This is a genomic window from Seleniivibrio sp. (assembly GCF_021209385.1).
Taxonomy (GTDB): Bacteria; Chrysiogenota; Deferribacteres; order Deferribacterales; family Geovibrionaceae; genus Seleniivibrio.
Genome location: NZ_JAJOIL010000029.1, coordinates 1 through 25,480, shown reverse-complemented (window position 1 = coordinate 25,480; position 25,480 = coordinate 1). Strand labels below are relative to the sequence as shown.

Annotated in this window: 33 protein-coding genes and 1 pseudogene; 32 read left to right on the top strand and 2 right to left on the bottom strand. The window is 45.5% G+C overall.

All coding sequences use genetic code 11. The features are described from left to right. Window positions 1-6: 6 nt before the first annotated feature. The 22 genes and pseudogenes from LRY47_RS09840 to LRY47_RS09730 all read left to right on the top strand — a co-directional run bounded on the left by LRY47_RS09840 (window position 7) and on the right by LRY47_RS09730 (window position 15,536). Window positions 7-477 (top strand): PTS sugar transporter subunit IIB, encoded by a 471-nt coding sequence (locus LRY47_RS09840; RefSeq protein WP_295224811.1) that lies wholly within the window; start codon window positions 7-9, stop codon window positions 475-477. Beyond that, complete coding sequence (locus LRY47_RS09835; RefSeq protein ID WP_295224808.1) at window positions 474-1,124, top strand: PTS sugar transporter subunit IIC; 651 nt, start codon at window positions 474-476, stop codon at window positions 1,122-1,124. The genes LRY47_RS09840 and LRY47_RS09835 overlap by 4 nt, the downstream gene beginning before the upstream one ends. Then, window positions 1,121-1,819, top strand: coding sequence for a PTS system mannose/fructose/sorbose family transporter subunit IID (locus LRY47_RS09830; RefSeq protein WP_295224806.1), 699 nt, complete (start codon window positions 1,121-1,123; stop codon window positions 1,817-1,819). Before LRY47_RS09835 ends, LRY47_RS09830 begins: the two co-directional genes overlap by 4 nt. A 1-nt stretch (window position 1,820) precedes the next feature. Continuing rightward, the gene (locus tag LRY47_RS09825; RefSeq protein ID WP_295224803.1) at window positions 1,821-2,093 is read left to right on the top strand and encodes an HPr family phosphocarrier protein; all 273 of its coding nucleotides are present in this window, start codon (window positions 1,821-1,823) and stop codon (window positions 2,091-2,093) included. Next, window positions 2,090-3,604: a phosphoenolpyruvate--protein phosphotransferase gene (gene ptsP, locus LRY47_RS09820; RefSeq protein ID WP_295224801.1), complete on the top strand. Its 1,515-nt coding sequence runs from the start codon at window positions 2,090-2,092 to the stop codon at window positions 3,602-3,604. Before LRY47_RS09825 ends, ptsP begins: the two co-directional genes overlap by 4 nt. Next, entirely contained in the window at window positions 3,513-3,833 is a 321-nt protein-coding gene (locus LRY47_RS09815) for a putative PEP-binding protein (protein WP_366043586.1), read from the top strand. The genes ptsP and LRY47_RS09815 overlap by 92 nt, the downstream gene beginning before the upstream one ends. Before the next feature lie 65 nt (window positions 3,834-3,898). Next, complete coding sequence (gene pgsA / locus LRY47_RS09810; RefSeq protein ID WP_295224797.1) at window positions 3,899-4,453, top strand: CDP-diacylglycerol--glycerol-3-phosphate 3-phosphatidyltransferase; 555 nt, start codon at window positions 3,899-3,901, stop codon at window positions 4,451-4,453. Further along, window positions 4,446-5,528 (top strand): DUF362 domain-containing protein, encoded by a 1,083-nt coding sequence (locus tag LRY47_RS09805; protein ID WP_295224795.1) that lies wholly within the window; start codon window positions 4,446-4,448, stop codon window positions 5,526-5,528. The genes pgsA and LRY47_RS09805 overlap by 8 nt, the downstream gene beginning before the upstream one ends. After that, complete coding sequence (gene plsY / locus LRY47_RS09800) at window positions 5,525-6,133, top strand: glycerol-3-phosphate 1-O-acyltransferase PlsY (RefSeq protein ID WP_295224792.1); 609 nt, start codon at window positions 5,525-5,527, stop codon at window positions 6,131-6,133. The genes LRY47_RS09805 and plsY overlap by 4 nt, the downstream gene beginning before the upstream one ends. Then, on the top strand, window positions 6,114-7,283 hold the full coding sequence (ribD, locus tag LRY47_RS09795; RefSeq protein ID WP_295224790.1) for a bifunctional diaminohydroxyphosphoribosylaminopyrimidine deaminase/5-amino-6-(5-phosphoribosylamino)uracil reductase RibD: 1,170 nt from the start codon (window positions 6,114-6,116) through the stop codon (window positions 7,281-7,283). Before plsY ends, ribD begins: the two co-directional genes overlap by 20 nt. Further along, window positions 7,284-7,919, top strand: coding sequence for a riboflavin synthase (locus tag LRY47_RS09790; protein WP_295224787.1), 636 nt, complete (start codon window positions 7,284-7,286; stop codon window positions 7,917-7,919). It begins immediately after the preceding gene. A gap of 18 nt (window positions 7,920-7,937) precedes the next feature. After that, window positions 7,938-9,152, top strand: a complete 1,215-nt coding sequence (locus LRY47_RS09785) for a bifunctional 3,4-dihydroxy-2-butanone-4-phosphate synthase/GTP cyclohydrolase II (RefSeq protein ID WP_366043603.1) — start codon at window positions 7,938-7,940, stop codon at window positions 9,150-9,152. A 9-nt stretch (window positions 9,153-9,161) separates the two neighbouring features. Next, a pseudogene (gene ribE / locus LRY47_RS14180) lies at window positions 9,162-9,630 on the top strand (6,7-dimethyl-8-ribityllumazine synthase). Further along, a complete protein-coding gene (locus LRY47_RS09770; protein ID WP_295224917.1) occupies window positions 9,630-9,956 on the top strand; it encodes a hypothetical protein in 327 nt (108 codons plus the stop codon). The pseudogene ribE and the gene LRY47_RS09770 overlap by 1 nt, the downstream one beginning before the upstream one ends. Continuing rightward, window positions 9,875-10,075: a transcription antitermination factor NusB gene (locus LRY47_RS09765; RefSeq protein ID WP_295224780.1), complete on the top strand. Its 201-nt coding sequence runs from the start codon at window positions 9,875-9,877 to the stop codon at window positions 10,073-10,075. Before LRY47_RS09770 ends, LRY47_RS09765 begins: the two co-directional genes overlap by 82 nt. After that, on the top strand, window positions 10,065-10,466 hold the full coding sequence (locus LRY47_RS09760; protein ID WP_295224777.1) for a hypothetical protein: 402 nt from the start codon (window positions 10,065-10,067) through the stop codon (window positions 10,464-10,466). Before LRY47_RS09765 ends, LRY47_RS09760 begins: the two co-directional genes overlap by 11 nt. After that, window positions 10,467-10,715, top strand: a complete 249-nt coding sequence (locus LRY47_RS09755; RefSeq protein ID WP_295224775.1) for a DUF4911 domain-containing protein — start codon at window positions 10,467-10,469, stop codon at window positions 10,713-10,715. Then, on the top strand, window positions 10,705-12,072 hold the full coding sequence (locus tag LRY47_RS09750; protein WP_295224772.1) for a TldD/PmbA family protein: 1,368 nt from the start codon (window positions 10,705-10,707) through the stop codon (window positions 12,070-12,072). Before LRY47_RS09755 ends, LRY47_RS09750 begins: the two co-directional genes overlap by 11 nt. Continuing rightward, a complete protein-coding gene (locus tag LRY47_RS09745) occupies window positions 12,072-12,980 on the top strand; it encodes an HD domain-containing protein (RefSeq protein WP_295224770.1) in 909 nt (302 codons plus the stop codon). Before LRY47_RS09750 ends, LRY47_RS09745 begins: the two co-directional genes overlap by 1 nt. A gap of 20 nt (window positions 12,981-13,000) precedes the next feature. After that, a complete protein-coding gene (locus LRY47_RS09740) occupies window positions 13,001-13,654 on the top strand; it encodes a DUF502 domain-containing protein (RefSeq protein WP_295224768.1) in 654 nt (217 codons plus the stop codon). Then, a complete protein-coding gene (locus LRY47_RS09735; protein ID WP_295224914.1) occupies window positions 13,617-14,450 on the top strand; it encodes a shikimate dehydrogenase in 834 nt (277 codons plus the stop codon). Before LRY47_RS09740 ends, LRY47_RS09735 begins: the two co-directional genes overlap by 38 nt. 9 nt (window positions 14,451-14,459) lie before the next feature. Next, the gene (locus LRY47_RS09730; RefSeq protein WP_295224765.1) at window positions 14,460-15,536 is read left to right on the top strand and encodes a type IV pilus twitching motility protein PilT; all 1,077 of its coding nucleotides are present in this window, start codon (window positions 14,460-14,462) and stop codon (window positions 15,534-15,536) included. A gap of 16 nt (window positions 15,537-15,552) precedes the next feature. On the opposite strand, the gene LRY47_RS09725 is transcribed toward LRY47_RS09730, so the two are convergent. Both LRY47_RS09725 and LRY47_RS09720 read right to left on the bottom strand, forming a co-directional pair. Continuing rightward, on the bottom strand, window positions 15,553-16,809 hold the full coding sequence (locus LRY47_RS09725) for a TolC family protein (RefSeq protein WP_295224762.1): 1,257 nt from the start codon (window positions 16,807-16,809) through the stop codon (window positions 15,553-15,555). A gap of 107 nt (window positions 16,810-16,916) precedes the next feature. Then, the gene (locus tag LRY47_RS09720; RefSeq protein ID WP_295224760.1) at window positions 16,917-17,354 is read right to left on the bottom strand and encodes a MarR family transcriptional regulator; all 438 of its coding nucleotides are present in this window, start codon (window positions 17,352-17,354) and stop codon (window positions 16,917-16,919) included. Window positions 17,355-17,530: 176 nt separating this feature from the next. On the opposite strand from LRY47_RS09720, the gene LRY47_RS09715 reads away from it, so the two are divergent. The 10 genes from LRY47_RS09715 to LRY47_RS09670 all read left to right on the top strand — a co-directional run bounded on the left by LRY47_RS09715 (window position 17,531) and on the right by LRY47_RS09670 (window position 25,426). Next, entirely contained in the window at window positions 17,531-18,214 is a 684-nt protein-coding gene (locus LRY47_RS09715; RefSeq protein ID WP_295224759.1) for a TIGR00730 family Rossman fold protein, read from the top strand. A 1-nt stretch (window position 18,215) separates the two neighbouring features. Next, window positions 18,216-18,884 carry a histidinol phosphate phosphatase domain-containing protein gene (locus tag LRY47_RS09710; protein WP_295224757.1) on the top strand — a complete coding sequence of 223 codons (669 nt, stop codon included), beginning with the start codon at window positions 18,216-18,218 and terminating at the stop codon, window positions 18,882-18,884. Next, window positions 18,881-19,459 carry a hypothetical protein gene (locus tag LRY47_RS09705; RefSeq protein WP_295224754.1) on the top strand — a complete coding sequence of 193 codons (579 nt, stop codon included), beginning with the start codon at window positions 18,881-18,883 and terminating at the stop codon, window positions 19,457-19,459. Before LRY47_RS09710 ends, LRY47_RS09705 begins: the two co-directional genes overlap by 4 nt. Further along, window positions 19,459-21,195, top strand: coding sequence for an indolepyruvate ferredoxin oxidoreductase subunit alpha (gene iorA / locus LRY47_RS09700; RefSeq protein WP_295224752.1), 1,737 nt, complete (start codon window positions 19,459-19,461; stop codon window positions 21,193-21,195). The genes LRY47_RS09705 and iorA overlap by 1 nt, the downstream gene beginning before the upstream one ends. Then, window positions 21,195-21,764, top strand: coding sequence for an indolepyruvate oxidoreductase subunit beta (locus tag LRY47_RS09695; RefSeq protein ID WP_295224749.1), 570 nt, complete (start codon window positions 21,195-21,197; stop codon window positions 21,762-21,764). The genes iorA and LRY47_RS09695 overlap by 1 nt, the downstream gene beginning before the upstream one ends. A gap of 22 nt (window positions 21,765-21,786) precedes the next feature. After that, a complete protein-coding gene (locus tag LRY47_RS09690; protein ID WP_295224745.1) occupies window positions 21,787-22,692 on the top strand; it encodes a PHP domain-containing protein in 906 nt (301 codons plus the stop codon). Window positions 22,693-22,818: 126 nt separating this feature from the next. After that, complete coding sequence (gene rimP / locus LRY47_RS09685; RefSeq protein WP_295224744.1) at window positions 22,819-23,304, top strand: ribosome maturation factor RimP; 486 nt, start codon at window positions 22,819-22,821, stop codon at window positions 23,302-23,304. Window positions 23,305-23,312: 8 nt separating this feature from the next. Next, window positions 23,313-24,626 carry a transcription termination factor NusA gene (gene nusA / locus LRY47_RS09680; protein WP_295224742.1) on the top strand — a complete coding sequence of 438 codons (1,314 nt, stop codon included), beginning with the start codon at window positions 23,313-23,315 and terminating at the stop codon, window positions 24,624-24,626. 6 nt (window positions 24,627-24,632) lie between these two features. Then, the gene (locus LRY47_RS09675) at window positions 24,633-24,854 is read left to right on the top strand and encodes a YlxR family protein (RefSeq protein WP_295224740.1); all 222 of its coding nucleotides are present in this window, start codon (window positions 24,633-24,635) and stop codon (window positions 24,852-24,854) included. A gap of 14 nt (window positions 24,855-24,868) precedes the next feature. Next, complete coding sequence (locus LRY47_RS09670) at window positions 24,869-25,426, top strand: hypothetical protein (protein ID WP_295224737.1); 558 nt, start codon at window positions 24,869-24,871, stop codon at window positions 25,424-25,426. Window positions 25,427-25,480: the final 54 nt, after the last annotated feature.

Below are 25,480 nucleotides of genomic sequence, written 5' to 3'. Positions count from 1 at the left end.
TTCCGGGTGGACGACAGACTTATACACGGACAGGTGATCGAAGGCTGGCTCAAACACTTCAAGATCAACCATGTCATTATCGCAAATGATAAAGTTGCCCAGAACCCGCTGCAAAAGATGATATATGCCAGCACTCTGCCGCCGGGTACGGAGATATCTATTTTGACAATTGCCGATTTCATCAGCTCATTTCGTTCAGACCGGTATAAAAAAGACTACGTTCTCGTCCTTTTGGAGAGTGTTGACGACCTTTACGCCATCAAAACAATGATAAACGACGACATTTATGTGAATATCGGCTGTGTCGCCTGCCGCGAACACAAAATAGAGGTCTCAAACACAGTATTCCTCAATCCGGACGAGATAAAGAAGATATGTGAGATCAGACAGAACCACGAGGTGTTCATACACAAGGTTGCATGGGAACCCAGTGTGGAGATCAGGAATTTTAACAACATACTGGAGGGCAATCTGTGAACATAGCCTTTGCCGTTCTTTATGCAGGGGTAATCTCGGTGGACAGGTTCGCCGCGTTCAACGTGATGCTCTCTCGCCCCATCGTAATTTCGATGATAATGGGGCTTCTGCTTGGGAACAGCATGGAATGTTTCTATGTGGGTATAATTTTCGAGGCAATTGGTCTTGTGGATGTCCCGTTCGGTACCCGTGTGCCGAAAGAGGACAGTTTCGGAGCTTTTGCAGGCTGCGCGCTTCTGTCGCTTATGCCGCAGGCACACGAACCTAACTATGTTCTTCTGTTTCTTCTTATTTTGCTTATGATGTATCCCGTGACTCTTTCACTTTATATCACTAGAGGGGTTAACAAAGCCCTCTATACCCGCCAGCAGAGAGCCGGACGGATATATCCTCTGCGTCTGCTTGTTACAGGCTTCTGCTTTTCATACATGCGCGGGGTGGTATTTTACACACTTGGCACTTTCATCATTTACCATTTATATATGTTTCTGCACGGCAGCAAGAATACTGAGATGAATTTTTATATCTATTCGCTGATGCTGTTTGCGTTTCTTTCCGGTTATGTTTTGCGGTTTCTTTCGGCGAAGACGTACCTTAAATATGCGTTCTTTATGCTGGGACTTTTCATTGGCTGGGTGATCTTATGAAAAGCCTGATAGTCGGATTTTTCAGCTTTTTTTATCAGGCGAACCTTAACCATGAGAATATGCAGGGAACCGGCTTTGCATACCTTATAAGAAAGGCTGCGAGGCTCAAAGGCATGGAGCTTGAGGTTAAGAAGGTGTATGAACAGACTTCGTACTTCCATACCCACCCTTATCTGGTGAATTTTATAGTGGGTATGTGGGTACGCGAGTTTGAGCAGAACGGTGAAGAGGATTTTCATAAAAAGATATATTCCTCTGCATTCGGAGCGCTTGGCGACAGTTTTTTCTGGCACTCCCTTCGTCCGCTCTGTTTCGCAACCGCCGCAATCGCAGGGCTTTATAACCCGTTTGCAGGCATACTTTCATATCTGTTGCTGTATAACCTGTTTCACCTTTCCTTCCGTTTCACCGGATTCAGGATAGGCTACAGCCTTGGCAGAGACGTTATAACGTTTTTTAACAGAATACGTTTTAATAAATGGGCGACATATTTTGATCTGGGTTCTTCGCTTATGCTGGGTATCCTGCTGTCGTATATGGCAAAAACCAGTGCTGATTTCAGCTCTGTGCTGATCGGCACTCTCACGGTTTACATCATGCTGGGCATGGCACTGGCAAAGAAGCTGGATATTGTTTTCGGACTTGTGCTTATAATAATTACTACAGGATTTTTTCTTTTCATAACAGGAGTATAGGGTGAGTATTAAAAAGGAATTAGAGATCGTTAACGAACTCGGAATGCACGCAAGGGCTGCAGGTGCATTCGTAAAAACCGCCGAAAAATTCTCTTCAGAAATAAAGGTGGAGAGGGACGGGATGGAGGTCAACGGCAAAAGTATTATGGGACTTATGATGCTTGCGGCGTTTAAAGGCTCTTTCATAACCGTCTGCTGCACCGGAGGTGACGAAGAGGATGCTTTTACGGCACTTGAGGAACTTATCTGTAATAAGTTCGGAGAGGAACGTTGAAGGTTCTTAAAGGTATTGCTTCCAGCGAGGGCATATCTTACGGCGTGTGCTATATTCTGGACAGAGCGAAAGTTGCTGTCGGTAAATATACTATTGCCCAAAGTGAGATAGAGCCGGAGACCGAACGCCTTAGAAAAGCTGTTGAAAAGACCGCGTGGTTCATTCAGCAGTCCAAGAACATCAGCAAAGATTCTCTTTCCGAGGAAAATTCATTCATTTTTGATATTTATCTCATGCTTCTTAAAGATACCATGCTTATAGGCGAGGCGGAAAAGCTTATCGCCGAAAAGCTGATAAATGCCGAATATGCTCTTGAAACCGCCTGTAACGGTCTTGTGGAGCGATTCAATATGTCTGAAAACGGATATCTGCGCGAACGGAAAACTGACGTTATAAACGTCGTGCAGAAGGTTCTGCGGTTCATGACCGGCGGCGGTCCCGATTCAATCCTTAAAATTGAGGATGCTGAGATAATAATTGCTCACGACCTCACGCCTGCCGACACCTCCCATATGAAAAAGAACAATATCAGAGGTTTTGCAACCGATCTGGGCAGTAAAACCGCCCATACTTCCATCCTTGCCCGTTCGCTGGGCATACCTGCCGTTGTGGGGCTTGTGGACATAGCAAAAATAGCGCAGACGGGCGATTTCATTATCATAGACGGGTTTGAAGGACTTGTTATCATCAATCCGAACGATGAGACCCTTGAATCATATAAGCTGAAAGGCAGCAGATACACAGACTATGTGTGCGAACTCGGACAGATGCGCGGTGAATCTTCCGTGACAAGGGACGGGTGTACTATAAAGCTGTTCAGCAACGTGGAAATGAATGATGAACTGGAAAAAGCTAACGAATACAAATCCGACGGAGTGGGGCTTTACAGAACAGAATACATTTACATGCAGCATGGGGACGTTGATGAAGATACCCAGTTCAATATTCTTAAAGAAGCGGCGGAGCTTAATTACGGTCGTCCGCTGACAATAAGAACTTTCGATCTCGGCTCGGATAAGCTTTCAAAATATATGCCGCACCCGAAAGAGCATAACCCCGCAATGGGATTGCGGGCTATCAGATATTCCCTGAAATATCAGGAATTTTTCATGAAACAGCTTCGCGCTGTTCTGCGGGTCTCTGCCATTGCAAACGTTAAGCTGATGTTCCCTATGATATCAGGACTTGAAGAGCTGAGAGACTGCAAAACTGCTCTGAATGATGCGAAAAGACAGCTTCGTGAAGAGAATATGCCGTTTAATGAAAATATAAAGGTCGGCGTTATGATGGAACTTCCGTCACTGGCTGTCATAAGTGAAATGGCTGCGCTTGAGGTTGATTTTTTCAGCGTCGGCACAAACGACCTTATACAATATGCTCTGGGCATAGACCGCAACAACGAATTTGTTGCTTATCTCTATGAACCGTGTCATCCGGCGGTACGCACTCTGCTCAAAAAAAATTGTAGCAAGCGCCGACAGCGCTGGTATCGAATGTACCGTATGCGGTGAAATGGCTGGCGAGCCGAAATATATCCCCATGCTTATCGGTATGGGTTACAGACAGCTCAGTATGAGTCCTTCTTCAATTTTGCGGGCGAGAATGATAATTCGCTCACTTAATGTCCAAGACTGCGAAGAACTTGTACGTGACCTTAATTCGTGTGCGTATGCTCAGGATTCAGAGAGCAGACTCATGGAATTTATAAGGAATAAGTCAACTGACGTATATTTCCATTAAAAAAAATTTAGTGGATAAATACTTCTGATGGCTGTATAATCACCCCTTACAGAGGGAATTTAATTATGTCGTTATCAGCTCAGATGAACATTGCAAACTGGCTCACAATATTCAGGATAGTCATGGTACCCGTATTTATATGGCTGATGTATCTGGATACTTTCTGGAGCGATGTTATTGCCACTGTTCTTTATACAATTGCAGCCTCAACTGACTATGTTGATGGTTATATTGCCAGAAAATACAATCTTATTACTGACTTAGGTAAAATACTTGATCCAATAGCTGATAAAGTTCTTGTAACTGCCACATTGGTAGTGTTTGTTGAACTTCATAGGCTTGAAGCGGTGGTCGTTATCATCCTTATCACGCGCGATCTTGCCATAAATGCACTGCGCAGTTTTGCCGCCAGCAAGGGACAGGTTATCGCCGCCGGAATGGGCGGAAAGATAAAAACCGCTTTTCAGATGGTAGGGGTTGGCTGTATAATCTTTAAAAACCCGCTGTTTGGTCTGGATGTGATGCTGATAGGAAAAGTACTTGTTTACCTGTCAGTTATTCTTTCTGTCCAGTCCGCATGGGTATACTACAGGAACTTTATAAGATCCGAAAATGCGTAAACTATTCACCGCGCAATGCGGAAGCTATCAGGATGATAGCCTTAAAGAGCTGATAGACATATATTTTGAATCTGAAAAAGACAGACTTGCTTCTGCGTCCAAAATCCTCATAAAACCCAATCTACTTTCCGCAACGCCGCCGGACAGGGCTGTGACGACTCATCCCGACTTTGTTCGTGCCGTGATTTCATCACTTAAACATTTCACAAAAGCGGAGCTTATACTCGGCGACAGCCCTGGTGCAAACTTCGGTAAATATGAGAAAGTGCTTGATGTTACGGGTATAGGCAGGGTTGCAGAGGAAGAGGGTGTCGGAATCGTTCGTGTTGAGAGTTATGAGCCTGTTCAGAAGGACGGCTTTATGTTCTCCTCACTCGCAGATGAAGTGGACATAATTATAAATCTTCCGAAACTCAAAACTCACTCACTGACAGGGCTTACTCTGTCCGTAAAAAATCTTTTCGGGCTTGTTCCCGGTACGGCAAAAGTCGGCTTTCATAGAAAATATCCTTCCGATACAGAGCTTGGAGCTAAGATATACCAGTATTTTACGCTCCTCGGTGATAAAACGCTGCACATCATGGACGGCATAATCGCCCATGAAGGAGACGGACCCTCCAGAGGCACACCCATACAGCTTGGCATAGCCGCCGCCTGCTCGGATGCGGTCGGGCTTGATATTGCTGTGACCCGCATGATCGGACTGAAAGATTCTTTTTGTCTGACAACTGCTGAAGCACTGCGCACGGGTTATGACGCTTCATGGCTGGATGTGCCGGAAACGAATGTTTCTTTGATAAAAATACCCATGTCCAGAAAGGTTCGCGTACCGCTGTTCATGAAAAAATTCGTTGCGGAACAGGTCTATGTGAAACCTGTGGTTCTGAAGGAACCCTGCATAAAGTGCATGCTCTGCAAAAAGAGCTGTCCTGTTGACGCCATTTCGGTTGTAGATTCCTATCCTTTTATTGATAAAAACAAATGTATCGAATGTTTTTGCTGTCACGAGGTCTGCGAATCCGACGCTGTTGGTTTACAGAGGTCATGGCTGCATAAGATTATGGTGAGATCATGATAGTTTCTGTTTTACCTGCCGTTGCAATCATAGCGGCATGTTATGTGATCGGGTCTATTCCCACTGCATATCTGGTGGTGAAAAAGATCAAGGGTATTGACATCAGAACCGTGGGGAGCGGTAACGTAGGGGCAAGCAATGCCGCCCGCGTACTTGGAAAATGGGGATTCATCGGCGTGCTTTTCGTCGATATGATGAAAGGTTTCATCCCTGTATTCGTCATCAAACATTTTTACGGAGAAGGCTGGATAGTTCTTATCGGTGCTGTTGCGGTGATCATAGGACACAGCTTCACCTGCTTTCTGAAATTTAAAGGCGGCAAAGGGGTTGCCACAGGAGTGGGCGTTTTTCTGGCTCTGGCTCCATTTCAGCTTCTTGTGGCTGCCGTAATTTTCGGAATAATGCTTGCAGTTTTCCAGATTGTATCCATCGGTTCCGTAACCGCTGCGGCTTTTCTCGCTGTGATGGTGTGGTTTACTTCCGAATGGGATCATCTGCGGTATATAACCGTTGTCATTGCCCTGCTTATAATCTGGCTCCACAGAGGAAACATAGCCAGAATGGTCAGGGGCGAGGAGAGAAGAATTGGAAAAAGGACTCCTTAATCCGCTGGATGTGATGCAGGAGTGTGTCCAGCTTGCTCTTATGGGCAAGGGATATACGAAAACCAATCCCTGTGTCGGTGCTATAGTTGCGAAAGATAATAAAATAATCTCCCGCGGCTGGCACATGGCATACGGCGAGGCACATGCAGAGGTAAACGCAATTGACAGTTGCCCCGAAAGCGTTGAAGGCGCGGATATTTATGTCACCCTCGAACCCTGTTCCCACTTCGGGAAGACACCGCCTTGCGTAGAAAAAATCGTTGCATCAGGTATTAAAAGGGTTTTCATTGGTGTAGTCGACCCGAACCCAGTTAATGCAGGAAAGGGTGTTGAGTATCTGAGACAGCACGGAGTCGAGGTTTTCATCGGCTACATGGAAGAGCTTTGCGCCTCTATTATAGAAGATTTCTCAAAATTCATATACACTGGGATGCCGTACTTCACAGTTAAGCTTGCGCAATCTGTTGACGGAAAGATAGCTTCCCGCACGGGTGATTCAAAATGGATAACATCCCATTCCTCAAGAGCCTATGCACACTATCTGCGCGCCGTTTCCGATGCTGTTCTGGTTGGCGTTTCCACAGTTGAGCAGGACGACCCTGAACTCACCGTAAGGCTTATCAAATCCGATCGTGAGCCTTATAAAATAGTGCTTGATCCCAACGGTCGCATGAGTCTTGAACGCAAACTGGTTCAAAACTCGAAGGATAAACTTATATATGTTACGTCTGATCGCAATAAAAATATTGATAAATATGAAAAATGTGGCATAGATGTATTATCTGTTCCGTGCACGGAAAATGGACTGGATCTGCAATATCTTTCTAAGAAACTGATAGAAAGAAAGATTCTTAACGTTATGATAGAAGGCGGCGGCAAAACTGTCGGTTCATTTTTCGATGCAGGGCTTATTGACAAGGCGGATTTTATTATCGCTCCCATAGTTATAGGCGGCGACAGAGTGTCAGTTTGCGGAAACGGTGTTGAATCCGTTTCGCTTGCGCATAAATTAACAGATGTACAGACCAGAATGTTTGAGGGCGATATGCTCTACAGCGGCAAGGTGACGGATTTTACGAAACCTGTTCTGGAGCTTACTGAAAAAATAAGAGGGTGCAGTTCATGCGGATGTTCGGCACACAAGGGATAGATGTTTACAGGTATTGTTGAGGAGACCGGAAAGATCGTTTCCATCGAGCGCAGGGGTGATTTCGCCATTGTTATGGTGGGCTGTAAGAAAGTGCTGGAAGGTTCCGCTATCGGCGATTCAATAGCGGTGAACGGCACATGCCTTACCGTTACGTCTATGTCAGGAGACACTTTCAAAGCGGATATTTCTTACGAGACACTTAAAAAGAGCGCATTTGCCTCGGCACCAAACGGTACCAAGGTGAATCTTGAAAGGGCGCTTACACTTAATACCCGGCTGGGCGGACACCTTGTCAGCGGACACGTTGACGCCACTGGTACAATAGAAAAGCTTGAGAAGAAAAGCAATGCGTATATACTGACGGTCAGGTACCCGCAGAGCATAGACAGGTATATAGCTGAGAAGGGTTCTATATGTGTGGACGGCATAAGTCTTACTACGGCACGCGTCGGCGGGCTTACGTTCGATGTAGCCGTGATTCCGCATACATACGAGAACACTGCTCTTGCAGATAAAAAACATGGCTCCATCGTAAATCTTGAAGTGGATACGGTGGCAAGATATCTGGAAAAACTGCTGAAAAAAGAGAAAGGCAGCGGCGATTTTCTGGAAAATCTGAACAGCCTTATGGATTAAGGAGTTATCATGAGCGATATGAAAAAGGCGCTTTGCACTGTTGAAGAAGCGCTTGAGGACATAAGAAACGGTAAGATGATCATTCTGGTGGATGACGAGGACAGGGAAAATGAGGGCGACCTTGTTTTTGCCGCAGATTTCGTTACACCGGAAAAGATAAATTTTATGGCGAAATACGGACGCGGACTTGTCTGTCTTGCGATGCCGTCGAAAAGATGCGATGAGCTTGGTCTTGACCTGATGGTTCGGGAAGACCGCAATTCTGCTCGCTTCGGCACAGCTTTCACTGTTTCCATAGAGGCAAAGGACGGTGTTACAACAGGTATATCTGCGCACGACAGGGCGCAGACCGTGCGAGTTGCAAACGACCCCACCAAAAAAGCAGAAGACCTTGCCCGCCCCGGACATATATTTCCTCTGCGTGCGAGAGAGGGCGGAGTTCTTGTCCGCGCTGGGCAGACTGAAGGCTCTGTTGACCTTGCCATGATGGCAGGTCTTAACAACTACGGCGCTGTCATTTGTGAGATAATGAACGACGACGGCTCCATGGCAAGAATGCCTCAGCTTCTTGAGTTCGCAAAAGAGCATAATTTAAAAATACTCACAATTGCTGATATGATAAAATACAGAATGGATACCGAACAGCTCATCAAGGAGACAACAACAGCCCACCTGCCCACAGAATTCGGCGATTTCAACATAACCGGTTTCAAAAGCAGTGTTGACGGACAGGAAGCCGTTGTTATCTGGAAGGGTGATCTTAAAACACCGAATCCTGTTCTTATGCGTATACATTCCCAGTGTCTGACCGGTGATGTTTTCGGTTCGGAACGCTGCGACTGCCGAGACCAGCTCCACGCCGCTATGAAAATGGTGGAAGAAGAGGGCAGAGGCATGGTACTTTATCTCTTTCAGGAGGGCAGAGGTATCGGCATCCTTAACAAGATAAATGCTTACCACCTCCAGGACGAAGGACTCGATACCATTCAGGCAAATATTCAGCTTGGTTTCGAGGAGGATTTGCGCGACTACGGTTTCGGTGCGCAGATAATCAGACATATGGGCATCAGAGAGATAAGACTTATCACCAACAACCCTAAAAAAATGCGTTGTCTTTCCGGCTATGGACTTGAGATTGTTGAACGTGTGGGTATCACATGCGGTGTGAACCCCAACAACGAATATTACATGAAGACCAAAAAAGAAAAGATGGGACACCATCTGGACATATAGGAGAAAACGATGGAAATTAAAACCGTACAGGGGATATACAGCGGCAAAGGAATGAAGTTTGCCATAGTTGGCGGCAGATTCAACGACTTTATATCTAAAAGCCTTATAGGAGGCGCTGTAGACGCTCTGGTTCGTCACGAAGCTGCTGAAGAGGACGTTGTTGTTTATAAGGTTCCCGGCGCTTTCGAGATTCCGCTTATGGCAAAAAAACTGGCTATGACTGGAAAATATGATGCAATCATCACTCTTGGCGCAGTTATCAGAGGTTCAACCCCCCCATTTTGACTTTGTTTCATCCGAAGTTTCAAAGGGTGTGGCGAAAGTATCTCTGGATACAGGTGTTCCTGTAATCTTCGGTGTTCTGACAACAGACACTATTGAGCAGGCTGTTGAGAGAGCCGGAACAAAACACGGCAACAAAGGTGCTGAGGCTGCAATGTCCGCACTCGAAATGGTTAACGTGCTGAAGCTGGTATAATGAAGAAACAATACAAAGAACGCACAAAAGGAAGAAGATACGCATTTGAGATGATGTACAGGTTCTCTGTCAACGCAGATGAAAACCCTAAGGACATCTCCGATTCATACTGGAAATCTGTAGAGGAAGAGAGTGAAGATACGAAAGAATTCGCCTGTTCTCTTTTCCTTGGTGCGTCTGCGGGCGTGGATACCAACGATGAAATAATCAAATCTTTCATTCGTGAAGACTGGAATTACGACCGATGGGTGAGGTGGACAGAAGTATTCTGCGTGTTGCCGTTCATGAGCTTTTCGGAGGCAACGCTCCTTTTTATGCGGTTGTGAATGATTTTGTTACGCTTGCAAGAAAATATTCCGATGAAAAATCGGCTTCTCTGGTAAACGGTATTCTGGAAAATATCAGAAAGAAATATAATCTTGCGGAGGACAAGGTTGAGTCCTGATTTCCCCGCAACAAAAATCACTTTCAGAGACCTTGATATCTTCCCCGTGATTGTGGATTACGATATGGAAGCGGGCAAATGCAGAGGCATGAGTGCCCGCATCGACCTTTTCAGTTATGGCGCTCTGACCGCAGAGATTGACAAACTGAAAGGCGAAGGTCTCCGGTTTGCAGTGGAAGAAGGCGTAATAATCCGTAAAAAAGGTCTGATATTCAGTAGCGGATTCTTCTTGTTTGACTTTAACTATTATATGCAAAATATTGAAAAATTTGCAGAAAAAATAAACAGTCTTAATATGCCTCTTGTTTACATTGAAAACTCGGACAGGTTTGATCTTACACCGCTGATCGGTGCCGGTGTCAAATGCCGTATTGAGCTTCTGGAGTTTTAAATGCCGCATACTGTCAGAGTTAAATTCAACATCGATAAGCAGAATGTGCTTATCGTCAACAGTATTATAGATTCTCACGAGGGGATCGGACTGGTGCGTACTGTGGATGCAAAAAAAGGCGCTATGGTAATATACTCCACCGATGATCAGTATGAAAAAGTTCTTCTGGTTCTTGAAGATCTAAGAAATCATGGAATGACCATAGAGAATATCCATACCGAAGTGAGCGAAAAAATTGATGAATGGTAATTTCTCAGAAGCTGTCATTCACCGGATATTGAAAAAACTTTCAGCTCACGGGGTTTATGCGGAAGCATTTGCAGAGGAAACCGAACGGCTGGCGGCTGTTTTTGAAAACGGTAAGCCGGACAGATTTGAAAACACTGTTGAGCAGGGAATTGCTTTCAGGCTCATAGACGATGGAAAGACATTTTTCGGTTACACCACAGATACGGATGAAATGTCCATGTGGGACACAGCGGAAGCGCTTTTATATTCTGTTAAGAACGATGCGCGGGATATCGCTTTCGGGGCTCCGGTTTCCGTTAAGAACTATAAGACTCTGAGCAGACTGCCCATAGAAAAGAGAATAGCGATAATCTCCGAAATGGACAGAGCGGCATCCGTCGACAGCTGTATAATACAGAAAACCGGCAAATATATGGAAACTGTCCGCAATACACGGGTTATCAATAGCTTAGGAGATGATATATCCCAGAGTCTTAATTATGTGATTGCTCACTCCATCGTTACTGCTTCCAACGGTAAAGAAATGCAGACAGCAGTAATATCCGAAGGCGGTGCTTTCGGCGCGGAAGAGGCAGGAAAAATGGATTTCGCATCCATAGGCGATCGTGCCGGAAAACTTGCGATGCAGAATCTCAGGGCGAAGAACGCTCCGGCAGGGATGATGCCTGTTGTTCTTGGTTCCAAAGCGGGCGGCACTATGGTGCATGAGGCTGTGGGGCATGGGCTGGAGGCTGATATCGCCTGTAACGGCATGAGCGTTTTTGCCGGAAGAACCGGCGAGAAAGTGGCGTCAGAACTGATTACTGTTGTTGACAACGGAACACTGGCTGGCAAACGCGGCAGTTATTTATACGATGATGAGGGAACTTCTTCATCGGAGAACGTTCTTATAGAGAACGGTGTACTTAAAAGCTATATGTATGACAGACTGTATGCAATGAAAGAGGGCAAAAAATCCACTGGAAACGGTCGCAGACAGAGTTTCAGATACAGACCGATAGTACGCATGACCAACACATACATAAAACCGGGCGTGACAAAGCCCGAAGATATAATAGCTTCCGTTCAGAAAGGACTGTATGTTGCAGGAATGGGCGGAGGACAGGTGAACACTGTCACAGGAGATTTTGTTTTTGAGGTAACGGAAGGTTATCTCATTGAGAACGGCAAGATCGGCGAACCTGTACGAAACGCCACTCTGACGGGCAATGGTCCGGAGGTTATGGCAAACATAGATATGGTGGGTTCTGACCTTGGTTTCGGCATAGGAGTATGCGGAAAAGAATGGCAGAGTGTACCGATTACAGATGCACAGCCTACGCTGCGCATACCTGAAATAACAGTCGGAGGGCGCTAGTGGAAATACCCGGCAGATATATGCTTACAGACATCATCAAAAGCAAGACAAAGGACGGTAAACCCTACCTTCGGGCTATTATGTGCGACAGAGAAGGCAACAGACGCAACGGTATCATGTTCGAGAGCAACAAACTGGAATTTGACCCGCAAAACGGCGATATAGTGGATGCCGTGGGTATGATTCAGCAGTTCGGCGGACAGGATCAGCTCAAAATATCCACCATGACCGTCGTTAAGGATGCCGATCCGTCTGAATTTCTGCCGAAACACGGTATAAACTCTGAAGAACTGATTCAGGAACTTGAACTCCTCCTTCTGGAAAAGATAACAGACCCCTATCTGGCAGCGCTTGTTGACAGATTTTTTAAAGACACGGAAGCTCTTGAAAGCTTCAAAAAGATGCCTGCGGCAAAATCAGTACATCATGCGTATGTCGGCGGGCTTCTGGAGCATACTCTGAGCATCGTTCGCCTTTCAGTTCTTGTGGGCGATTACTATAAAGACCTTGTAAACACACAGCATCTTATCATGGGCGCATTGTTTCACGATCTCGGCAAGGTGAAGGAGATGCAGGCAGGAACAGGGCTTGAGTATACCGACAGCGGCAAACTCCTCGGACATCTTCTGCTCGGCGTTGAGATGCTGAATAAATACATTTCAGAAATAGACGGTTTCCCCGAAGACCTGAAATATCTTATATCCCACCTCATTGTGAGCCACCACGGACTTCTTGAATACGGCTCGCCTAAGAAACCGAAAACCCCAGAAGCGTTCATCCTTCATCATCTGGACGACATGGACGCAAAACTTAACACCTTTTTCTCTATCTTTGAAAGAGACGGGGTGGAAAAAGGATGGAGCGGTTACGACAGGCTGCTTGAAAGGCAGCTCTTTAAACATAGCTGATTATTTTTGGGAGGCATTAAATGCTTGGCAAGTTCCGGGTGTTCGTTCAGCGTTCGCTGATAACAGGTATTCTGGCTACGCTTCCTCTTATTGTGACCTTCTGGGTCATAAAATTTCTTTTTGAGAAATTTTCCAGCTTCTTTCTGCCTTATCTGGGTATGATAACCAGGCACATGGAAGTTGAGATACACATTTATATACAGAAGGTTATCTCATTTGTTATTATACTTGTCCTTCTTGTTCTGATAGGCGTTGCAGCTAAGCACTATATCGGCAAAGTCACGTTGCGTCTTGTGGAGCGTATTGCAGACAAAATTCCGGTTGTGCGCAGTATCTATTCATCCATCCAGCAGGTCGTACACGCTGTTCAGACGGCTGGGGGCGGAAGCTTTAAAAAGGTAGTGCTTGTGGAATACCCCAGAAAAGGGATGTACAGTATTGGGTTTCTGACCAGAGAATCCTGTGAATTCTTCAATAAGGCGACAGGAGAGGTCTGCATCAACGTATTCATCCCCACAACACCTAACCCTACCTCCGGTTTCGTGCTTATCATCCCGAAGAAAGAGATAGTGGATGCCGAAATATCTGTGGATGACGGAGTTAAGTTCATCATCTCAGCAGGACTTGTTGAGCCTGATGACGGCAAAAGCATCGAGGGAAAAGATGTTTCTTAATCTGGCGCTCATAGGGAATCCGTTAAGCCATACGTTTTCACCGTTTATCCAGACCAGATTTCTAAAGAGTTCCGGTCTTAACGGCGGTTTCTGTTGTTTTGAAACGGACGGCGGTCATGCACTCGCTGAAACTATTGACACACTTAAAAAATACTCATTCAAAGGCTTCAACGTCACTGTTCCCCATAAGGAAGAGATAAGACAATATCTTATCTCGGAAAACGAAGTCGCTTCAGGTGTCGGAGCAGTGAATACGGTTCTTAACGACAACGGACTGAAAGGATTCAATACGGACGTTTATGGTTTTGAAGAGATGCTTAAAGACGGCGGATGCGATATGAAAGGTTCAGAGGTTCTGCTTCTGGGCTGTGGCGGGGCATCGAAGGCAGTGCTTTATTCACTGAAAAACAGCGATGTGAAGCTCACCGTTGTCAACCGCGACACTGGCAAGGCCGAAAGAATTTTGAAAGCAATGAACTTTGACAGAGCATCTGTTCAGGATTATAATTTTATTAAGACTGACAGAAATTTTGACTATGTTATAAACGGCACCAGCATGGGGCTGAAAGACGGAGTTTTCGCAGATATGTCCAGTGTGGGCTGCGGAAAAGCGGCCGTCGATCTCCAATATAAGAAGGGGTTGACTCCGTTTCTGATGCAGATGTCCGGCTGCGGGTGCAAACTTCTGGACGGTTTCCCTATGCTTGTCTATCAGGCGGCAAAAGCTTTTGAAATATGGACAGGGCTTAGTCCCGTGTTCACTGTTAAGGAGATTGCCGGAGAGCTTGGTCTTTAGGAGGCGGATATGTCTTATAACTTGCAGGAACTGCTTACAAAAATGGTTGAGATGGATGCAAGCGACCTTCATATCACAGCCGGTTCACCGCCTGCATTCCGGATAAGCGGCGACCTAGTTAAGATGGACGGCGAACCTCTTTCAACCGCAGATACTAAGGCTATGTGCTACAGTATCCTGAACGAATCCCAGAAAAAGCGTTTTGAAGAAGAATGGGAACTTGACCTCTCGTTCGGAATAAAGAATGTAAGCCGCTACAGAGCAAATTTCTTTATGCAAAGGGGTGCTGTTGCCGCCGCTTTCCGTTTAATTCCTTATAAAATAAGAAGTTTTGAGCAACTCAATCTTCCGCCAGTGGTAGCAGGACTTTGCGATAAACCCAGAGGGCTTGTGCTTGTCACAGGCCCCACCGGAAGCGGTAAATCCAGCACACTTGCGGCAATGATAGACAAAGTAAATTCCGAAAAACCCGTTCATATTGTTACCATAGAAGATCCCATAGAGTTTGTGCATCCGCACAAAATGGCTACTGTGAACCAGAGAGAGCTAAACGCCGATACGAAATCATTCGCTAACGCACTTAAATACCTTTTGAGACAGGATCCTGATGTGTGTCTGATAGGTGAGATGCGCGACGTGGAAACCATCGAAGCAGCTCTCACCATAGCTGAGACTGGTCACCTTGCCATGGGGACTCTGCATACCAACAGCGCGGTGCAGACCATAAACAGGATAATAGACGTTTTCCCATCCCATGCGCAGTCGCAGGTCAGGGCGCAGCTGTCTTTTGTTCTTGAGGGTGTTATTTCCCAACAGCTTGTTCAGAAAGCTGACGGAAAGGGCAGAGTGATGGTTTGCGAAGTGCTTATCCCCACCTCTGCCATACGCAACCTGATACGCGAAGACAAGCTACATCAGGTCTATTCTTCCATGCAGGCGGGACAAGGTGAGCATGGGATGCAGACCATGAGCCAATCGCTTATGGATAACTTCCGTAAGGGGCTTATAACTAAAGAAGAGGCAATAAACAGAGCAATTTACCCAGAAGAGGTAAAGCAGTTGATGAAGCGCGAAGGTTTTATGTAAATACTCATGGCTGTTTTTACAGCCCCTTTTTTTCTGTTATTCTCTCTATTTCCGCAATGGCTTCATAGATGTTGTAACGGGCAGTGTTCTGGTTGCTCTCCGCGCGGGTGAGCATCACTCTGGCATCCAGCAGATCGGTATTGGTTGCCACTTTCTGCCTGAACCTGTTCTGTGTGATGCGGTAGTTTTCTGCCGCTGAATCCGCTTCGCTGTTTGCCGTTTCAAGGCTTGCTTTCGCCAGTGCCAGATTTTCCAGTGCGGTCTTAAGTTGTAATTCCATTTGAGATTTAAGTTCGGTCAGAGTATAAATCAGCGAATTTTTTGTCGATTCCTTCGCCATGATATTGTTCTTTTTGGTAAAACCGTCGAAAAGATTCAGATTGACCGATGCGGAAAGCAGTGTTTCTGAATCGTAAGCGTAATCCCTGTCCGAAGGGGAAATGTCCTGCCCGTATGAATAGAATCCTGCTCCGACATCCACGCGCGGCATATAACCTGCTTTAACAGCTTTTTTGGAGTATTCTGCCGACTCAATAAGTCTGCGTGTGTATTTTATCTCACTGCGGTTTTCAAACATTTCCTTTTTTAGCTCGTCATAAGGCGGAATATTATCTGAAAGCTGAAAAGCTTCAAATATTTCGTTGTCAGGGTAATCGGTTCCAGTCAGCTGTTCCAGAGTGAATACAGCCGTCTTGTAGCCGCTGATGGCAGAGAGTCTTGTTTGTTTTGAGGATGCCAGTTCCGCTTCAACTTTCAGCACTTCGTTTTTCGCGACGTATCCCACGGAATAGGAAAGGTTTATATCTTTAAGCTGGTTTTCAAGCAGAGCAACGGCACGCTCTGCCACTGTTATGTTTTCTTTTGCCTTGAGTATTTGAATGTAGGCTTTTTTTACAGACAGCTCAATGTCGTGTTCCATGGCTGTTTCGTTATATTTTTCTGCTTCATATTGTTTTTCGGCGGAAAGATAGCCGTATTTGTCAGCACCGCCGCTGAAGAGGTTATAGGATATTTCAAGCCCGACCTGAGAAAACTGTTCCTCAACGTAATTGAAAGCTTTTTCGGAACTGTGTTTATATGCGTATCCGGCATCTGCTTTAGGAAAATAACCGCTTTTTTGTGCCTGTGCCTGATATTGTGATGATTTGACCGTGTATCTTTGTGATTCAAGTGAGCTGTTGTTTTTAAGAGCTGAATCTATTGCTGTATCCAGCGTCATTGCGGACGCTGAAACAGCGGAAAGAAGAATTGCGCCGAGAATATATTTGTTCATACAAGCCTCTTATATTTCGATTATATCAGATGCAGGAAGTAAACGCAGTGATATTATCAAAAACTAAACGCCTGTTCAACATATTTAATCCGATTGAACACCGGATATTAATAGTTTTCTACAGCTTTGATATTTCTTATGAGTGTTTTAAGCACATTTTTAGCCGTTTCATATTCTTCTTCGGAGATATCTTTAAGAAAGTTCTCTGAGTAGAAGTTTATGATCGGTTCAACGGGAATGAGAGCATCTTTTCCTGCATCCGTGATAAAAACATGCGTAACCCTGCGGTCTTTACGGTTTTTAACCTTTTTGACATATTTTTTCTTCACGAGACGGTTGACAACTCCGGTTGTTGTGGGTTTGTCAAAATAAAGAAGGTGCCCCAGTTCGGTCATATTAAGCCCGTCCTGTTCGGAAAGGCGAATGAGAACCGCCCACTGTGCCGGAGTGAGGTCAAACTTACGAAGTCTGCCTTCAAACTCTTGTCTGGCAAGTGTTGAAGCCCTGTTGATCAGAAATGTGAGTGTATCGTCAAGTCCTAACATAGTGGTACATTAGAGATGTGTTTGGTTTTTGTCAACAGATTAGTTGTGTCAATAAAATAAATTTATACTATTTCTTTTACTATTTGCATCGCAAACATTACGGTGCTTTTCAATATTCAATTGAAAACAGAACGTATTTTGTGTATTTTAATTGTTTCCTGCAATGGATGGTGTTTATGAAAGATTGTAATGATATCGGCGGAATGCAGTATTTAATTGATGATATGAAGGTGGGTGACACCTGGCGTATCTTCAAAATTCTCGCCGAATTTGTAGAGGGATTTGAAAAACTTTCCGGAATTGACCCTGCTGTAACTGTTTTCGGTTCCGCAAGGGTGAAAGAGGGCGACGCAAAATACGAGCTTGCCAGAGAGATAGGCAGAAAACTTGCCGCAGAAGGCATCAGCGTTGTAACAGGCGGCGGTCCCGGCGTTATGGAGGCGGCGAACAGAGGCGCTTTCGAGGCTGGAGGGCAGTCCATAGGGCTTAATATAGAACTTCCGTTTGAACAGAAAATCAATCCTTATGTAAAAAAGTCAGTGACTTTCGACTATTTTTTTGTAAGAAAAGTAATGCTGGTTAAATACGCCAATGCGTTTATAATTCTTCCCGGCGGGTTCGGCACCATGGACGAACTTTTTGAGGCGATTACCCTCATTCAGACAGGAAAGATAATACCTTTCCCAATGATACTCGTCGGTACCGAATACTGGGGCGGACTTCTGGACTGGCTGAAAAACTCTATGCTTGAGAACGGCTTCATTAAAAAGCAGGATCTTCAGTATATCCAGCTTGTGGATACCCCTGATGAAGTTATAACAATAGTAAGACAGTTTCTGGATACAAACAGGACGGTGTAGCATGAAATTATATGACCTGCACACACACACCACGTTCAGCGACGGAGCGCTTATCCCCGCAGAATCGGTACGCAGGGCAAAAACCGACGGTTATGGCGGCATGGCTCTGACAGACCATGCTGACGAGTCCAACTATCTTTTGATTTTGGAGAATCAGCTCCGTTTCAAAGAACAGGTGAACGCTAACGGCGACGATTTCAAGGTCATAATCGGTCTTGAGCTGACCCACGTCAGCCCAGAGAGAATAGGCGAGCTTACGGTCAAGGCGCGCAAAGCGGGCGCTGATATCATCGTGGTACACGGTGAAACCATCGTCGAACCTGTGGAAGAGGGTACAAATCTTGCCGCTGTTGAGGCAGGTGTGGATATCCTTGCGCATCCGGGGCTTATAACAGAAGATGTTGTAAAAAAAGGTATATCTAACGGAGTTTTCTTTGAGATATCAACCCGCAAAGGACACAGCATCACCAACGGTCACGTTGCAAAAACAGTGCTGGAGCTTGGCGGAGAGCTTGTTATAAATAACGATTACCATGCACCCGGCGATAGGGTCAGCTTTGAACAGGCGAAAAGGATTCTCGCCGGAGCAGGGCTTAATAATGATCAGGTTGAGAAAGTAATTAATAATAATAAAGTTCTTTTTGACAGACTTTACGGAGGAAGAAAGTGAGCAAGAGAAAATCTGTTATTGACATCGAAGAAGAACCTATTGATAAGGTTGAGCATTTTTTAGCGAGAAACCTTAAGAAGATGGTTATCGGGCTTGTTGCCCTTCTTGTTCTGTTTGTGCTTGGTTATACGTTCACAAAAATGAACAAATCCAAAGATACTATGCTGGTTAACAAGGTCGGTATGCTTGAGCTTACCGCTATAATGAACAACTACGAAGCTTCAAAAGTTGCTGAATACAGCAAATCTGCATCAGAATTCAAAAATGCATCCGACTACATAAGTCTGCGCTCAGCAGAGATGTATGTTCAGGGTAAAAATATCAAAGCCGCTGACGAAATGCTGGCAAAATCAGGCGGTGAGATGAAAGAACTTGCCGACAGCCTTAAAGCGGATATCGAAGGTCAGGGCGTTGACCCGAAAGCCTATATAAATTCCGGTAAACTCGGTTCCGTATGGTATTACAGAGCTTGCCTTGCAGCCAACGGCGCAGACAAAGAAAAACTGATGAAAGAGTTTGAAACTGCGTACCCCGAAAGCGAACTTCTTAAACAGCTTAAAAGGTGGAATGGCTGATGAAGAAGGTTTTAAGCGGTAATGAGGCTTTTGCCCGCGCAGCATACGAAGCGGGCGTGGGTGTTGTCAGTTCTTATCCCGGAACACCCAGCACTGAGATAACTGAGAACGTTGCACACTATAAAGAGATATATACCGAATGGGCGACAAACGAAAAAGTCGGTCTTGAGGTTGCCATAGGCGCGAGCCTCGGCGGAAAAAGAGCTATGTCCTGCATGAAACACGTCGGGCTTAACGTTGCAGCCGACCCGCTTATGACCCTTTCATACACAGGGGTTAACGCAGGTCTCGTTGTGATAGTCGCAGATGACCCCAACATGTACAGCTCTCAGAACGAGCAGGACAGTAGACATTTTGCCCGTTTCGGCAAGGTGCCGATGTTTGAACCCTGCGACAGCCAGGAGGCCAAACAGTTTACAAAAGACGGATTCGCGCTGTCCGAAGAATACTGTACGCCCGTACTTGTGCGCTCAACCACAAGAATTTCCCATGTTCAGACAATAGTTGAACTTGAAGACAGAGTTGAGGCACCAAAATTTGCACCTGAAAACAATATCGCCAAATGGGTTATGATTCCTGCAAACGCAAGGAAGAAACACAGGTTTGTGGAGAACAGGCTCGAACTTCTCAAAGAGCTTGCCGAAGGCGATAAATATAATAAAATAACCATGAGAGACAAGAAGATAGGTGTTGTATGCTCAGGTGTTGCTTACACTTATGTAAGAGAGGCGATGCCCGAAGCTTCAACACTTAAACTTGACCTCGCCTGGCCGCTTCCCATGAAGAAAATAGCAGAATTCGCTGCGTCAGTTGATAAAATGTATGTGGTTGAAGAGCTTGATAAATTTTATGAAACCGAGATAAAGGCGGAAGGTATTGCGGTTGAACCTCTCGACAGAGACCTTTGCGGTGAGCTTTCAGTTGACGCTGTCCGCGAACTCTTCGGGCTCCTGCCTGTTGAGGCTGACGTCGATACAACACTTCCTTTCCGTCCGCCAAATATGTGTCCCGGCTGTTCCCACAGAGGCATTTTTTATGCCATCAGCAGACTGAAACTTTTTGTAACTGGCGACATCGGCTGTTACACTCTCGGTCTTCTTCCGCCCCTTCAGGCTATCAACACGACAGTCTGTATGGGTGCAAGTATCGGCATGGCGCACGGTCTGGACAAAGCTACTGACGATATGTCCAAAAAATCCGTTGCCGTTATAGGCGACTCCACTTTTCTGCACACAGGTATAAACTCGCTGGTGAACACTGTTTACAATCAGGGTCACTCAACTGTGGTAATCCTCGACAACACCATCACCGGCATGACCGGACACCAGCCCAACGCAGGCTCAGGAAAGGATATCCACGGCAACCCCATGCCTAAGATAGACTTTGCGGCTATCTGCAAGGCAGTCGGTGTTAAAGAGGAGAATATCCGTGTTATCGACCCGTTTGATGTCGCAAACGCAATGGAAGTGCTCAAAGAGGAGACATCAAAGCCTGAACCCAGCGTTATCATCACGAACAAACCTTGCATCTTCGCTGACAGAACAGTCATTGAAGAACCTTATTTCATACACGAGGACAAATGCAGCGGGTGCCGCGTATGCACTAAGCTCGGCTGCCCAGCGATAGCCTGGAACGCTTCAAAACGCATAGCGCTTATCGACGAAAACCTCTGCACAGGATGCCATCTCTGCATAAAAGTATGCAAATTCGGCGCTATTGAGCAAAGGAGCAAATGATGAAACTGGATATACTTATGGTAGGCGTGGGCGGACAGGGTACCGTCCTTTCCAGCAACATCGTGTGTGATGTTGCACTGGCAGCGGGATACGACGTTAAAAAAAGCGAGATTCACGGTATGGCGCAAAGGGGCGGCAGTGTTGTTACCCACATACGCATAGGCGAAACGGTTGATTCGCCGACCATCCCACTCAAAAGTGCAGATATTGTAGTTTCGTTTGAAAGAATGGAATTTTTAAGATATTCTGAATATATTTCGGACAACACAACGCTTATTCTTAATACACAGATGATTCTTCCTCCCTCTGTGGCGGATGGTGCGGCGGAATACCCGCAGAGCAAGGTTGATTCTGTTAAATCGAAATTCAGCAAAGTGTACGAAATTGACGCCATATCCAAGGCGATAGAGCTTGGCAATCAGAAGATTGCCGGCATGGTGGTTCTGGGTATTCTGGCGAAATCGGTTCCTTTCGCAAAAGAGGTATGGGAACAGGCAGTTAAAGACCGCGTTCCTCCGAAAACCATCGAACTGAACCTTAAGGCATTTGACACAGGATTTAACTATTAAAAATTACTGACGGAGGTGTGGTTTGGAATATTCTGTGGGCAGTTTCGATCTGCATATACATTCCTGCCACAGCTCCGATGGTGTTCTTACCCCTGCGCAGATACTGACTGTTGTTCGCACAAGGGGAATAAGCACATTTTCCATAACCGACCACAACACTTTGACAGCCTGTAACGAGATGAAATGGAACAAGGGACGGTATGGTTCCGAGACCATGTTCATCAACGGAGTGGAGCTTTCCACATACCACGGTGACAGAGAGATACACGTTTGCGCATATGGCTTTAACGAGGGCTGTCATGCACTTCTCGGGGTTCTTGAGATATTTAAGCAGAACCGAGACCTACAGACTCAGATGCGTGTGGAAAGGCTTCAGGATATGGGATTCAATATCGAATATGCAGAGCTTATGAAGGCAGCGGGCGGAAAGACCCCCTCGGGTGTAACGTTTCTTACTGTGCTTTCAAAACACCCCGAAAACAGGGAAGCGCTCAAAGATTATCTTGAAGGCGAAAAGTCAATATCACCGTTTACTAATTTCTATTTCGACTATTTCTTTAAAGGCGGAAAGGCATGGGTGGACGTTCGTATGCTGGATTATTACGACACCATAGAAAAGCTGAAGGACAACGCTGTTCTCTGCATTGCTCACCCCGGACTTTATAAAGACAGGGATATCGAAGAACTCATCACCGACGGAATAGCCGGTATTGAAGCATACAGTACATATCACACTCCTGAACAGGTGCAGAAATATCTGGATACGGCGAAAAAGCACAACCTGCTTGTAACAGCCGGAAGCGATTTCCATGGGGAACGCATAAAACCCGGTATCCACATCGGCGGGCACGGATGCACAGACCCGACGTTCGTGGACGGATTCATCGAAAGAGTGGTTGACCTTAAATATGGTTTCTATTTTATCTGAAACCGCTTTAATCGGGCATTTTGAAATAAAGTGCTTGCTATTTAACCAGTCGTGTGCTAGAAACAACCTCAGGTGGGCATAGCCCGCCAATTTTTTTGTGTGGTATACACAGCTATTCGGAGACAGATGAAGAACCCTGTTAGCAAAATAATTCTTGATAAGATAAGACCACAGGTCAAATCTATCGTCCAAAACAAAAGCTGCGAGCTTTTTGATATGACACTCAGAAGCGAACCGGGCGGCAAAATACTGAGAATCACCATCGACAATGAGAAGGGGACATGTATTGAAGACTGTTCCGAGATCAGCAAGCTTATCTCTGCATATCTGGATGCTGACGAAACTCTCATTCCTTATGAAAGCTACATGCTTGAGGTTTCCACACCCGGACTTCTGCGTCCTTTGCGAACAGAAACCGAGTTTAAAAGGTTTGTCGGGCGCAAATGCAAAGTAGTTACAAAAAGCAAAGACGAATCAGGTAGGTCAAACTACACAGGCGTTATCAGAAATGCCGAAAACGGCGTTGTCGATCTGTTCGTTGAAAAAGAAAACAAGACATTTAAACTTAATATAGAAAATATTTCCAAGGCCAATCTGGAGATTGAGTTTTAGGAGGACTAATGAGCAAGGAACTGACGAAAGTTGTCGATGAACTGGGCAGAGAAAAAGGCATATCCAGAGATATTCTCTGTGATGCTCTCAGAGAAGCTATTCTGGCTGCCGTTGCAAGAAAGATCGGCAAACTTCTCGAACCCGACGTTGAAGTTGACATAGACAAAGGTATTATAGATATCCTGCTGCCTAAAGAGGTTTGCGAAGGTGTTGACGATAAATGGACTGAGATATATATAGATGATGCTCAGCAGTATAAAGAGAATGCGCAGCTCGGCGACGTTATCATGGTTCCAACAACACTTGAGGAACTCGGTCGTCAGGCAGCCCTTGTTGCTAAACAGAAACTTTTTGAAAAAATACGCGAGGCTGAAAAACAGGTTGTCCTCGACCAGTTCCAAGACAGGGTCGGCGACGTGGTTAACGGTGTCGTGCTTAAGACAGACAGAGACAACCTTATTATAAATATTGGAAAAACAGAAGCTATCCTCCCCAAGAGAGAGATGATCGGCGGCGACTTCTATAACCGCGGCGATTATGTCCGTGCGCTGCTTCTGGATATCAAAATAGTGAAAGGCTGGCCTCAGCTTATCCTTTCCAGAACACATCCCCAGTTCCTTAAGAAACTGTTTGAAGTTGAGATCCCTGAAGTTTACGAAGGAATTATCGACGTTAAGGCTGTGTCCAGAGAACCCGGCGACAGAGCGAAAGTGGCTGTTTACACAATGAACAGCAGTATTGATCCCGTTGGTGCATGTATCGGTCTTAAAGGCGTGCGTATTAATGCCATCAGTAACGAGCTGAGAGGCGAAAAAATAGATGTTATCGAATGGTCTCCGGATCCCATCAAATTCGTATGCAACGCTATTTCCCCTGCGGAAGTTGTTCTCACGAATGTTTTTGAGGACGAGGACACCATAGAGATAGTGGTTCCCGACGACCAGCTTTCACTGGCAATCGGTAAAAAAGGTCAGAACGTAAGACTGGCTGCTAAACTCTCCGAATGGCGACTTGATGTCCTGAAAGAATCCGAATACGCTGAAATCAGAAAAGAGCGTATGCAGGATCAGGAACAGGAACTTAAAGAATTTTATGAAATATATAACCTTGAGAACCTTTCCGTTCTCTCTGCCGATGAAGTATCAAAGCTCATCGAAGCGGGGCTTGATGATATAGAAAAACTGTCAAACGCCAGCCCTCATGAGGTTGCTGACGCGGTAAGCAGAGGCGAGGACGAAGCGGTGAATATCATCAATGCCGCAATTGACTTCCTTGCAAGTAAATTTGAAGATATGGATTCTGAGGAGCAAGAAGAAAATTAGAAGATCATGAAAAGGGTCATTAGAACCTGCGTGTCCTGTGGTATTAAAAAGGAAAAAACAGAGCTTGTTCGCTTCGTCTATTCCGATAAACCCGAAGAGGATGCAAATGGGAGCAGGCACGGGCGCGGAGCCTATGTCTGCGATAACGAAAAGTGCAGAGATATCGGGCTGAAGAAAATGAAGCTGGCAAGATCACTGCTTTGCAACCAATTTAGACGAACCCGCTGAACAGGTGAAATTATATGTCTGGAATCAAACTGACTGATGTAGCGAAAAAACTTGGAAAAAATGAAGACGAGATTCTGAATAACGTACAGGGAGCAGGACACAACGTGGCTGACGACGGCACCATATCTGATGACGCCGTTAAGTCGCTCGGGCTGGACCCGAAACACCTGCATCTTGACCGCAGACAGGAGATGCTTAAAAAAGCTATGGAACGCCATAAAAAATATCCTAAATCCAGAGAAGTTAAAATGGGTTCTGGAGATAATGAAGCAGTCAGAAAGATTTCCAAACAAGAGCTTATCGATAGAAAGAAAAAACTTGAGAATACAATTCGTACTGTTGACGAAATAAGAGAAACTACTCGTGATGATGTTGCGCAGGCTCCTTTTGAAGAGAAAACTGTTGCAAATTCTTCACCCGCTGCGGAAGAGGTTAAAACCGTGAAACCGGAAGTTCAGGAAACTGCCAAGCCTGCTGCTCAGTCTGAATCTGCTGAACCTGTTAAACAGGCACAGCCCCAGCAGCATACACAGGCTCCCCGTCCCCAAAGAGAGGATCGCCCCCCAGTATAACAGAGACGAAAACCGCCAACAGGGCGACAGACCCCAATATAACCGCGATAATCG

Bases quoted from the DNA above. Each gene is read 5' to 3' on its own strand.
- LRY47_RS09790 (WP_295224787.1), top strand. From the start codon at position 7,284: ATGTTTACAGGTATTGTTGAGGAGACCGGAAAGATCGTTTCCATCGAG.
- plsY (WP_295224792.1), top strand. From the start codon at position 5,525: ATGATAGTTTCTGTTTTACCTGCCGTTGCAATCATAGCGGCATGTTAT.
- LRY47_RS09710 (WP_295224757.1), top strand. From the start codon at position 18,216: ATGAAATTATATGACCTGCACACACACACCACGTTCAGCGACGGAGCG.
- LRY47_RS09740 (WP_295224768.1), top strand. From the start codon at position 13,001: ATGCTTGGCAAGTTCCGGGTGTTCGTTCAGCGTTCGCTGATAACAGGT.
- LRY47_RS09695 (WP_295224749.1), top strand. From the start codon at position 21,195: ATGAAACTGGATATACTTATGGTAGGCGTGGGCGGACAGGGTACCGTC.
- LRY47_RS09725 (WP_295224762.1), bottom strand. From the start codon at position 16,809: ATGAACAAATATATTCTCGGCGCAATTCTTCTTTCCGCTGTTTCAGCG.
- LRY47_RS09670 (WP_295224737.1), top strand. From the start codon at position 24,869: ATGTCTGGAATCAAACTGACTGATGTAGCGAAAAAACTTGGAAAAAAT.
- nusA (WP_295224742.1), top strand. From the start codon at position 23,313: ATGAGCAAGGAACTGACGAAAGTTGTCGATGAACTGGGCAGAGAAAAA.
- LRY47_RS09830 (WP_295224806.1), top strand. From the start codon at position 1,121: ATGAAAAGCCTGATAGTCGGATTTTTCAGCTTTTTTTATCAGGCGAAC.
- LRY47_RS09720 (WP_295224760.1), bottom strand. From the start codon at position 17,354: ATGTTAGGACTTGACGATACACTCACATTTCTGATCAACAGGGCTTCA.
- LRY47_RS09715 (WP_295224759.1), top strand. From the start codon at position 17,531: ATGAAAGATTGTAATGATATCGGCGGAATGCAGTATTTAATTGATGAT.
- LRY47_RS09750 (WP_295224772.1), top strand. From the start codon at position 10,705: ATGAATGGTAATTTCTCAGAAGCTGTCATTCACCGGATATTGAAAAAA.
- LRY47_RS09770 (WP_295224917.1), top strand. From the start codon at position 9,630: ATGAAGAAACAATACAAAGAACGCACAAAAGGAAGAAGATACGCATTT.
- LRY47_RS09815 (WP_366043586.1), top strand. From the start codon at position 3,513: ATGAACCGTGTCATCCGGCGGTACGCACTCTGCTCAAAAAAAATTGTA.
- LRY47_RS09765 (WP_295224780.1), top strand. From the start codon at position 9,875: ATGGGTGAGGTGGACAGAAGTATTCTGCGTGTTGCCGTTCATGAGCTT.
- LRY47_RS09785 (WP_366043603.1), top strand. From the start codon at position 7,938: ATGAAAAAGGCGCTTTGCACTGTTGAAGAAGCGCTTGAGGACATAAGA.
- rimP (WP_295224744.1), top strand. From the start codon at position 22,819: ATGAAGAACCCTGTTAGCAAAATAATTCTTGATAAGATAAGACCACAG.
- LRY47_RS09805 (WP_295224795.1), top strand. From the start codon at position 4,446: ATGCGTAAACTATTCACCGCGCAATGCGGAAGCTATCAGGATGATAGC.
- iorA (WP_295224752.1), top strand. From the start codon at position 19,459: ATGAAGAAGGTTTTAAGCGGTAATGAGGCTTTTGCCCGCGCAGCATAC.
- pgsA (WP_295224797.1), top strand. From the start codon at position 3,899: ATGTCGTTATCAGCTCAGATGAACATTGCAAACTGGCTCACAATATTC.
- LRY47_RS09675 (WP_295224740.1), top strand. From the start codon at position 24,633: ATGAAAAGGGTCATTAGAACCTGCGTGTCCTGTGGTATTAAAAAGGAA.
- LRY47_RS09755 (WP_295224775.1), top strand. From the start codon at position 10,467: ATGCCGCATACTGTCAGAGTTAAATTCAACATCGATAAGCAGAATGTG.
- LRY47_RS09730 (WP_295224765.1), top strand. From the start codon at position 14,460: ATGTCTTATAACTTGCAGGAACTGCTTACAAAAATGGTTGAGATGGAT.
- LRY47_RS09735 (WP_295224914.1), top strand. From the start codon at position 13,617: ATGACGGCAAAAGCATCGAGGGAAAAGATGTTTCTTAATCTGGCGCTC.